General features: G+C 36.2%; 9 protein-coding genes and 2 pseudogenes. 9 read left to right on the plus strand and 2 right to left on the minus strand.

Translation table 11 applies throughout. The features are described from left to right. Positions 1–9 precede the first annotated feature (9 nt). A complete protein-coding gene (locus ACQKMF_RS24290) occupies positions 10–648 on the plus strand; it encodes an AAA family ATPase (protein ID WP_402945160.1) in 639 nt (212 codons plus the stop codon). A 231-nt stretch (positions 649–879) separates the two neighbouring features. Next, a complete protein-coding gene (locus ACQKMF_RS24295; RefSeq protein ID WP_402945251.1) occupies positions 880–1,002 on the plus strand; it encodes a hypothetical protein in 123 nt (40 codons plus the stop codon). On the opposite strand, the pseudogene ACQKMF_RS24300 reads toward ACQKMF_RS24295, so the two are convergent. Beyond that, a pseudogene (locus ACQKMF_RS24300) lies at positions 963–1,206 on the minus strand (IS5/IS1182 family transposase); the annotation flags it as partial. The gene ACQKMF_RS24295 and the pseudogene ACQKMF_RS24300 sit on opposite strands and share 40 nt — an antisense overlap. A gap of 821 nt (positions 1,207–2,027) precedes the next feature. Here ACQKMF_RS24300 and ACQKMF_RS24305 point away from each other — a divergent pair. From ACQKMF_RS24305 to ACQKMF_RS24335, 7 genes are all read left to right on the plus strand, one after another. Further along, complete coding sequence (locus tag ACQKMF_RS24305; protein WP_402945163.1) at positions 2,028–2,606, plus strand: hypothetical protein; 579 nt, start codon at positions 2,028–2,030, stop codon at positions 2,604–2,606. Between the two features lie 18 nt (positions 2,607–2,624). Then, the gene (locus ACQKMF_RS24310; protein ID WP_289333668.1) at positions 2,625–2,999 is read left to right on the plus strand and encodes a DUF1878 family protein; all 375 of its coding nucleotides are present in this window, start codon (positions 2,625–2,627) and stop codon (positions 2,997–2,999) included. Positions 3,000–3,448: 449 nt separating this feature from the next. Then, the gene (locus ACQKMF_RS24315) at positions 3,449–4,789 is read left to right on the plus strand and encodes a sensor histidine kinase (protein ID WP_427575334.1); all 1,341 of its coding nucleotides are present in this window, start codon (positions 3,449–3,451) and stop codon (positions 4,787–4,789) included. Next, complete coding sequence (locus ACQKMF_RS24320; RefSeq protein WP_402945171.1) at positions 4,786–5,421, plus strand: response regulator; 636 nt, start codon at positions 4,786–4,788, stop codon at positions 5,419–5,421. Before ACQKMF_RS24315 ends, ACQKMF_RS24320 begins: the two co-directional genes overlap by 4 nt. Before the next feature lie 550 nt (positions 5,422–5,971). Further along, complete coding sequence (locus tag ACQKMF_RS24325; protein ID WP_402945174.1) at positions 5,972–6,094, plus strand: hypothetical protein; 123 nt, start codon at positions 5,972–5,974, stop codon at positions 6,092–6,094. Between the two features lie 29 nt (positions 6,095–6,123). Beyond that, the gene (locus ACQKMF_RS24330) at positions 6,124–7,455 is read left to right on the plus strand and encodes a peptide MFS transporter (RefSeq protein WP_101225624.1); all 1,332 of its coding nucleotides are present in this window, start codon (positions 6,124–6,126) and stop codon (positions 7,453–7,455) included. Positions 7,456–7,793: 338 nt separating this feature from the next. Beyond that, positions 7,794–8,501, plus strand: coding sequence for a hypothetical protein (locus ACQKMF_RS24335; RefSeq protein ID WP_101225625.1), 708 nt, complete (start codon positions 7,794–7,796; stop codon positions 8,499–8,501). Positions 8,502–10,353: 1,852 nt separating this feature from the next. On the opposite strand, the pseudogene ACQKMF_RS24340 reads toward ACQKMF_RS24335, so the two are convergent. Then, a pseudogene (locus ACQKMF_RS24340) lies at positions 10,354–10,554 on the minus strand (hypothetical protein); the annotation flags it as partial. Positions 10,555–10,701 lie beyond the last annotated feature (147 nt).

The raw sequence follows: 10,701 nt of genomic DNA on the forward strand, positions 1-10,701 counted from the left end.
GGTGGTTAGATGGATAAAGCCTTAATCTTATTAGCAGGTTTACCAGGAACAGGGAAAACCTACTTGAGTAATATCATCAATAGTAAATTAGGGTCATTTTATAATCTTTCTCAGGATGACTTGAAAGAATATTATTGTGATATATATGGTTATCGTAATTTAGAAGAAAAGCAGAAAATAGAAAAGATAGCATGGGCGAAGTACTATGAAATAATGGAACAGCAAATGCAAGTAGGCGACAATATTATGTCTGATTATCCTTTTAGTCAGAAACAAAAGCCTCATATTCAGCAATTAGTAGATAGATATGGTTATGAGGTCGTTACTATTCGGTTAATTGCAGATTTAGATATTTTGTTTGAACGGCAAAAAAAACGAGATTTGGATCCGACAAGGCATTTGAGTCATATCGTGACTTCCTATAAAAAAGGGGATCATATAGCTAATAGAAGTAATGCAGATAATTTATTGATCTATGAGGAATTTATAAATAGATGTACAACAAGAGGATATGACACGTTTGAATTAGGGAAATTATATGAAGTGGATGTATCAGATTATACAAAAGTGAATTATTCTAGGTTGTTGGAAGATATAGAACGGGGATACATTAAAAGGTACATTTCTGAAACTAGCAAAGAATTGTGAAATCCAAAACTTAGAGGCTTTTTTAATTACATTATATTATTCATCTCTAAGGGCTTGAAGGAATACGATTTTACTGTAGAGAATGTCGTGACAAAGTAAGAGAATTATTGAAGTTCTTCACTTATAAAATAAAAGAGTTTTTTTAAGACGGAGGAATAAAATGGTTGGGAAAATATATACAATTATTAGTGATTCTGGAATTCATGAAAACCTACGAACTTTTTAGTTAATATGGTTACGCCATTTTCTTCAGATGTGATACTTGAATATAAAGGAAGACAGGTAGATTTAAAATCAATTTTGGGTTTAATGTCAATCGTTTTACGCATGGAACGAATACCGAAGATATATTGAGTGAATGTCAGTTTAACTAAAATAACTGGATCAATACTGCGGCATCCTACCTCTGAATACATATCTTTCACTAAGTCGTAAATGAAAGTGAAGTCAATGGAAGCCTCAATTTCGAACCAATTGGTTCGCCGGCACCAGTTGATCTAAAGTAATTATTTCAAGTTGATCTTGCTGAATAGAATTAAGTTTCGAAAGTATCCTCATCACCTCGGGTTTTAATAGATCTATTTTAAAACAAAAAAGACTATAGGCAAAAGGAGTTCTATCTAAATTTTTACATAGTTGATTGGAACGGGTGTGCGAGACTCCTGCGGGAATAGCGAGTCCAAGGGAGGCCCCACAGGTGCAAGTGCGCCGAGGAAGCTCCCGGACCGCCCGCGGAAAGCGAGTGCCTGAAGTGGAAATCAACGTCCAAATTTGTACAAGCAACAAAACTGTAGATAAACTCGATGAAAATCGAGTTTGTCTACAGTCTGAGGCCTCCCACAATTTACTGTGGGAGGCCTTTTCTTTATATTTGAATTCTATATGACCTAATCGTTGTTGGATTTTATTAATTCCTACTACAGCTTCAATCAATAGTGAAGTGTAGGTATGCCTAAATAAGTGTGGAGTGATGTTCTTTTCCATTTTTCGGAAGCCGTTTAAGCTGGGTATCAACTATTCGGTGTTTCTATAACAGTTAACAGCATTTCATCAATCTTAATCGTACGTACAGAACCCTTTGTTTTTGGTATTAAAATTTAATGTTTCCCAATATGGTTATATAGTGTTTTTGTCACACGAATAGTGCCTGTTCTCGGTAAAACTGACCATTTTAAGGAAAATGATTCACCGATTCTTGAACCGGTATAAGGAATACATGATTTCTACCAGGGAAGCATCGCTGAAAAATAAGGGAATTATTAAATGTAAATTATATCGTTTCATTTTTGGAACGAGAGGATTTACTAAATATATTAGAATAAAGTAAGAAGTGAGGAAACACTTACCCTAATCCCATTGTTAAAAGGAGTTTGACCACAATGAAAATTATTAGAGTTAGAGATATTGGTGTTAAGAGAATTATAGTTCCAGCTGTTACAAGTATTTTTCTACTTTCAGCTTTTGCTCCATTTTCAAAAGCTTCTGCTTCTGAAATAAATGAATCAACAATTCGAACAAATACTGAAGTTGGTTCTATAATAGTAACCGAGCAAACCCCAATCAGCCTAGAAGAAATAGAAAGTGTCATTGCTTACCAATCAACTCCAACAAGTGTGTTAATGCAACAGGCCAACCCCGTCAATCCTTATGATGGTACTCAAATGTCATCTGAAATTATTCAACAATTAGAAATTGAGTCCAGAAAAAGGGGATTTAAAAAGACAGTTGTAGTGTATGCACTAAAGTATGGTGGTACAGCAATGAGCAAAATTGTTGGTAGCTTATCACCTGCCAATGGTAAGCTTTTGAAAAAACATGCTTTTGAAATTGGTGATGCATTAGACAGAATGTCTAATAAAATTGAAGCAAGATTAGTTGATTTCATGATACATGAATTAGGCTTTGCACCAAGTGCTGCTAGATCTATTGCTTGGGCAATTGCACTTTGGGTATTATAATAGTAGGAGTTGAATTTAATGGATGAGTTAATAGATGAATTTAAAAAGATGAAATATCATCAAAAGTTATTACTTACAATTGCTTTGGATAAAAATCCTGAACAATATACTTTTTTTCATTTCATTTTGAATAATGATTTGAGTGAAAAGGATTCAAAGGTAATTTTTGATATACTTCATGCTTTAGAAGATAAAAAGGAAGGTACTTACCAAAAGGGTAAATATGAAGCAGTCATTGCATCATTATTAGGAGATAATCCTTCAGTGTCCATGGATACCTTTGAAAAGGCATTGTTACATGTAAATATTGATGTGAACCCTATTTATCTAATTAAATCCTTGAGAAATCAATATTTTCAAGTTGATTTATGTAATTACCTCTTGGAACAATAAAGTATGATAATCTCAACAAGCATCAGTATGTAATATTAATTCGGCAAACTAACTAAATATCCAAAAGCTAAAGAAAGAAAACCCCTTTTTCTATAGTTACACTGACCTGAAAAATGAGAAAAGTAAAAACACCTTTCGTTGAAAAGTAGATATTAAATATCAACCAATCAATGTGGCGGTGTTTTTTCTATGGAAAAAACAATGTAGTGTAGGTAAATAATTCCAGAATGATTTGACGTTATAATAATTAATTTTTTGTCTATAGGGTAGCTTTTCTCCATAGAGGGTGGCTCATCCACGGACCCACTTTTTTATAATTTTCACAATTACTATGAATTGCGTATAATGAGATTATGCAAGGGTGTACATAAATTTAAAATAAATACGAAATGAAAGAATGGTTATCATTCTATTCTATAGGCAATTAGTCTATTAAAGGTGAAATGATTATGATATCTAGTCTTATGAAGTCTTGGACAATATGGATGAAAATCGGAGTGATTTTATTCGGGGTATTCTTACTATCGTGGTTGGGTCCTGACGAAATTGGTCTTACTGATTTGCTTATTTCATTAAGAGAAGGTGAAGAAACAGGAAATAAGTTAATGCTTGCCGTTTTTTTGTTAATTTCTTTAAATACAGTTTTAGCTTTGTTTCATTATATCGGTGCATTGCTGTTGGGAGACGAAATCGGTGATCGTTTAAACCGTCCATGGTTAAAAATTATCATTCCTCTTATTGTTATTCCTCTCGACTATATCGTGATAAATGCTTATTATTCTTTAACATACTCATTTAGCGCATATGCATTGTTATTGTTGTTAGCCATCTTATTATTGCAAGCCTTTGAAAAGGATAGGCTAAAGCCAATTATTAAAACGATTATTTGTTCCCAATTAATCTTTGGGATTGAATGGCTGAATGAGATTCCTTCTTTATCTAAATATGGATTTGGCCAAGGGTCGATTTCAAAGGAATTAAAAGATATAGCGGTTCAAATCGGATTTGAGCAATCATTAACATTGTACAGTTTAACTTTGTGTTTAATTTTTGTTATTAATGCTGTTATTTTAGCTGTGTATTTTTCATTAGCTGAACAAAAGTGGCGGATAAAGCAAGAGCTTCATTATGCGCAGTTGGAAGCAATGCAGTCAAGATCAGGACGAGAAGCACTATATCTGGTCCATGATTTAAAAACACCTCTCACAGCAATTGAGGGGCTAAATTCTTTAATTAGTTTGAAAGTGGACGATTCTAAAATTAAAGAATATTGTCAAAAGGTTTCATCATCGATTCATTCCGTTAGCGACATGATTTCCGAGATTTTATATGATGATAAAAAACATTGGTGCCGTATAAAAGATTTAGTTGAATACGTCGAAGCAAGCAGACTGAGCGGGACAAATCTTAATCTGAAGGTAGAGTTTCAAACAGATCCTGAAATTAAAATTTTAATTAATAAAATCCGAATGACGAGGGCATTAGTGAATTTAATTGACAATGCTTACGATGCAGTGAATGGAATAGAGGATGGCAAGATTTTGCTTAAGGTGAAAACCTATAGAAATGAACTTTGGTTGGGCGTATCAGATAATGGGAAAGGGATTTCACCTAAAGAGCAGCTGAAAATATGGAAAGCTGGGTTTAGTACGAAATCGCATCCAGGGATGGGGTTAGCTTTCGTACGACAAGTTGCTGAAGGACATGGTGCATCTTTAGAAATTGACAGCAAGCTTGGGCACGGGACAATAATTTGGATTAAACTAGCTGAGAGGAGTGTGTCAAGATGAACATTTTAGTCATTGATGATGATGCATCAATTCAATATATGCTAAGAGAAATTTGTGAATTTGCCGGCTGGAATGTAGATACGGCTAACAACGGAAAAGAAGGGTTAAATGTGTTTGCAGAAAAAGGAGCAGATGTTGTTTTAGTTGATTATCATATGCCGGAAATGGACGGAATAAAAACAGTGGGTGAGCTTCGTAAACTTAATGCTGATGTTCCGATTCTTGTATTAACAGTCGATGAACGACAGGAAATTGCTGATCGCTTTCTTGAAGCAGGCGCAACGGATTTTGCGTTAAAGCCTGTAAAAGCGCCTGATTTGATTTCAAGAATTCAACTGCATGCTCGCCTTGCAAAATTAACTCAATCAGCTCCGCAGCAAAAGCCCAGTGAAGAAAAGGATGTATTTGTAACAAAGGGAATTAGTAAGAAAACACTTTGTCACGTTAGTGGTTTTCTGAATTCTAATCGTGAACCTTTTTCTGTTGATACAATTTCTAAAGAAGTTGGTTTGGCTTATCCGACCGTCTATCGCTATATTATGCATTTACTTGATGAAGGAAAAGTGGAAACTATTGTGAGTTATCAAAAAATAGGAAGACCGAAAAATTTATATCAATGGATTGTTGAGTAAAAAACTGCCTTAATACAAGGCAGTTTGAGTTTGTAAACAAAAGGGGTTCATCTGAATTTTTAAACAAAGTTGATTGGAACGGAAGGTACGAGACTCCTGCGGGAAAAGCGGGACCCCACAGGCGCCAAGAGCGCCGAGGAGGCTCTCGGACCGCCCGCGGAAAGCGAGTGCCTGGAGAGAAATCAACGTTCATATTTTAAACTTCCTCAAAAATAATGTAGGCAATCTTAATTAAAATCGAGTTTGTCAACAGTCTGAAACTGCCTTAAAACAAGGCAGTTTTTTTTATTATAATGGGGGTCTCCGTTGCTGCACAGGCCGCTAATGCAGTAGGACTTTTTTTCTTTTTTTTCTGTATTTTTATATTTTCTGATAATATAAAATTATTTTACAACACTAAATATTCTTTGAAATTTAAATGTCTTCATTGAATGTCTTCGAGTAAAATGAATGAATTTTATTAGTTAATGTTCATGTAGATTTTGCTATCTGATTTCTTTTGCACCAGAGTCAAGTTTAGAAATGTAAACGCTTACTGATGGTGGGGTGGATGGCATGCGTCGGCATCATCGTATTAGGCGTAGGTGGAACGTGGAACGAAATCAATAATTTATATATTAAAATAAAAACCATGCAATTATTTTGTGAAAGTAACGATTGGTGGATGGTTTAATATTTAACCATATTTAGGGGGACTTTATTATGCAAGCACTTTTAAAAGATGATGTTCAGCAGCCAAACCAGTCCAGGAAAAAGCATCCTCCAGGACTGTATATGCTGTTCGCGACTGAGGCATGGGAGCGCTTCAGCTATTACGGAATGAGAGCAATTCTTGTTCTTTACTTAACAGCAACTGTTGTAAATGGCGGGCTTGGGGTCGACAAATCTACGGCTATGGGCATATACGGATTCTTTACTGGTGCCGTTTATATTACGCCAATGATTGGCGGATACTTGACTGACCGTTTCATAGGCAGAAGATTGGCAATCACGATTGGCGGTATTTTAATGGCGCTTGGTAACTTTTCACTATTCTCAAGTCAGAGTTTGACAGCGCTTTACATTGGTCTTGGTTTATTGATTATCGGTAATGGTTTCTTCAAGCCAAACATCTCGACAATTGTTGGTGATCTTTATGAAGACAACGATCCGCGTCGTGATGGAGCTTTCACCATCTTCTATATGGGTATTAATGTTGGGGCTTTCTTCGCACCATTAGTAGTTGGCCTGATGAGCTATAAATATGGGTTCTTGACAGCAGCAATTGGCATGATTGTAGGGCAGTTAGTTTTCAACTTATTAGGAAATCGCTATTTAGGCGATATCGGTAAAGAACCTACTGGCAAACCGGAAGTTACAGCTGGTCAAAAGTCAGCTGCACCGTTAACGAAAAGAGAACAAAAACGTACAGCGGCTATCGTTATTTTGGCAGTATTCGTTATTGCGTTCTGGGCCGCTTTCGAGCAGGCAGGAAGTTCATTGACATTGTATGCTAATGACCAAATTGATCGGAATGTATTTGGTTTTGAGGTTCCAACTGCCTGGTTCCAATCATTGAACCCATTATTCATCGTGATTTTAGCGCCAATTATGTCTGCATTATGGTACAAGCTTGGCAGCTCAAAACGAGGTGACTTAAAAACCCCAACGAAGATGGCTCTTGGTTTAGTCACTGTTGGTTTAGGTTTCTTAGTACTGCTTCCTGCTGTTATGTATACAGGAAATGATACAGCGCTGAAAGTAAACATCCTGTTCATGATTGTAACGTATTTCCTTCATACATTAGCCGAATTAATGATTTCACCAGTTGGTTTATCAATGGTAAGTAAAATTGCTCCAATCAAGCTTGCCTCTCTTCTAATGGGAGTATGGCTGGCAAGCTCCGCGGTAGCTAATATGGTAGCCGGACAATTAGCTGCATATACGCAGTCTTTAGGTTACCTGGAAATCTTCAGTGTAATTGGTTTTGTAACAATTGGCTTAGGTATTGTTTTATTGCTTCTTTCGAAGCCAGTAGCAAAGCTGATGAAATAATGAAAAAATGAGCTGACCCAAAAGGCATATAATGTGCCATTTGGGTCGAGCTTTTTTTAGTGTGAAAAAATAATAGAATCGGTCCAAACTGGTGTAAAGGAACGATTCTCTGAAGTTTTATTTCTTTTTGCTTAATCTTATTGTGTTTCAGCATTTTCACGAGTCTTTCATCAATTTGAATGGTATGGAATGCTAATGTAAGTAAACAAATCAGAAGAAAGGAAAAGGAAATCTTATCGCTATCCCTAACGACTTCTGGATAGGCTATACTTATCTAGACAGAAAATTTAAGGTCAGGTAGACTACAGATACAACTAGTTATAGAAAAGAGGTCCGATATGCGACGCGATATACAACTGAATGAACGAGCTTTCTCTTCCAAGGAAGTGGCAGAAGAAGTGGGGATTGCAACTCCCACTGTTCGAAAATATGGTCAAATCTTAGAGCGGAATGGATATGAGTTTTTGAAAGATGGAGATCGACGTATCTTTGTTAAATCTGACATCGGAGCGCTTATAGCGCTACGCGATACGGACAAGCCCCTAGACGATACAGCTAAAGACCTTGTATATCAACAAAAAGAAAGATTAGAAGGATCCAATGAAACACAGATAGCGATACCCGATACATATGAAAATTCACCCCACGACCCCAATCAATTAAACGAGGTCTTAATGTTTTTAGTCAATGAACTGGCAGCCACACGTGAAATGAATGTCCAACTGACAAACGATATGTCACAGCTTAAAACAAAGGTTTCCCGGCTCCAGCAAGATCATCATGTTATAAGTTCTAGTATTGGAAATTCAGCGCAAAGAACTAATTCTAAAATTGAACAATTAACAGAACAACAAAATACCCATTACGAAACATTGCTGGAACAAGAAAAACAAAAAAGTGAACTCTTACAAAAAGAAATACAAAATATGCGGGACGAACAGAAAAAGGAATGGAGTTCACAAAATGAATTTAATAAACGTTTAGAAGAGACTATACAAAAACGTTCCGAAAAATGGCGGGCACTTTTCTCCATATTCAGAAAATAAGGTGACTGTTAAGGTTTTTTGCCTAGCTGTGTATTGATTTGTTATTGATGATGAAACATTTAATAAATATTTTTTAAATAAATAATGATGGATAAAAGCATAGAGATGCGAATCCTAAAAATTCATAGTGTCATATATGATTCGCGTAGCTGAAAAATAGAATTAAGAAAGAATCTTTCAACTTTACAGGATTTGGCACCTGTTATGTAAATGCTCGGCGATACCAATGTAGCGGACGTTCTACCATAGGCTCAATTGAAATTCATTGGGGATTTGTTTAAGCGATATGCATCTAAAACAAAATACACCTTGCATTCAAAAACAGGAGTCATCCTTACTAGAGGTGCTCCAGACAGGGATAGATCGGCTTTTTTTGTGTGTTTCGTATCGCTGGGCGATATAACTTGCAAATAAATTCGAACCTTTAGGTTTAATAGAAAAGCGGCGTTTGATATGCAAACATGATATACATCCGAATGAACGAGTATTCTTTTCTAAGGAAGCGGAAGAAGAAGAGGGGATGCACACCCACTGTTCAAAAGTATGGTCAAAACTTAGAACGAAACGGATATGAGGTTTTAAGATGGTGGTTGCCTATCTTTATTCAATCTGACATTGAAGCGCACATAGCGTTACGCGATACGGACAAGTCCTAGAGGGTACAGCTAAAGGCCTGTGTATCTACAAAAAGATAGATTAGAAGGAACCAATGAAACAGAGATAGCGATACCCGATATATATGACAACTTAACCCATAATTCCAAACAAATAAATGAGATTTACCAATGAACTCGCAGCTACGCTTGAAATGAACGTCCACTGACAAACGATATGTCACAGCTTAAACCAACGGTTTCCCAGCTCCAGCAAGATCTATGTCCTCAATAGTGTTCCTCAAGAAAGGGGCCTATCTGTTCTTTTGTGTGTTTCGTATCGCTGGGCGATATAACATGAAAATAAATCCAAGGAACCTTCATCTTTAATAGAAAGGAAGGTCCGATATGCGACAGTATATACATCCGAATGAATGAGGATCCTCTTTCAAGGAAGTGGCAAAGAAGTGGAGATGCAAAATCAATGTTCGTAAGTATGTTTAAAACTTAGAGCGAAATGGATATTAATTGTTAAAATATGTAAATTCGCATTCCTTCGTTCAATCCGACATCGAAACGCTTAAGTGTTACGCGATACGGGCAGCCCCCTAAACGATATAGCTAAAGACCCTTGTATCAAGAAAAAGTAAGATGAGAAGGAACCAATAAAACAGAGATAGCGATACCCGATACATATGACAATTTAACCCATGCTCTCATTCAATTAAAAGAGAGCTTAATCTTTTAACCAATGAACTCACAGCTACACGTGAAATGAACATCTAACTGACAAACGACATGTCACAGCTTAAAACTGAACAACAAAAAAACCATTACGAAGCATTACTTCAATAAGAAAAGGATTCATTACCTTTATTTTAGTCTCCTTTACGATATTCAGGTGTTAATTTCCGTTAATAACTATTTAAACCTAAGGCAAACAAATCAAAAGTAGAAATTCCTTTGTTCCAACTATTCGCAATCACTATTTTCAAATTTCAACAATTTCCCGAGAAATATCTACAAATTCTGAGTAGATATCGACAAAATAATACTCCTTATCGGCCTTTTGCAAAAAGCTTGTTTAAGCAATAATTACTGCATTTAGCTTCTATATTATTTAGCCTTATCAAGAGACAGGCCTCTAGAGTATAAGAAGTTTTCTTTCCTGCTCCTTTGAATTACAAACAACAAAGCAGTGATCCCAAATTTTCGGGATGCATTGCTTTGTTGTTTGTAGATATTCTACGCATTCATAATTAGCTCGATAACTTCTTACCATGCCGTAAATCAACATCAGCAAAATCCTGCCCCCTTTCGATTTTACCAACCAAGAAAATGTAGGACAGTGCTCCTGCGAAGGTTATACAAGCAATAGGGGTAAGTGCAGGAGCAAAATTACCGCCCTGGGCCAGGAAGCCAATCACAATCGGAATAATAATTGATGCAGTACCACCTACATTTCAGTACTAAAGAAATATACAGGGGTGAATGAGGGACAACCTACGATAGTACTGAAGGCAGCTAAATCGCCGCGAGTAGCGACCTGTGCTCGCTCGAACATCACAACAAGACCTAGAAGCAAGTCAAAGAGAACAAGGCAAGGC

The sequence above is a fragment of the Peribacillus sp. NPDC101480 genome (assembly GCF_050277335.1).
Taxonomy (GTDB): Bacteria; Bacillota; Bacilli; order Bacillales; family DSM-1321; genus Peribacillus.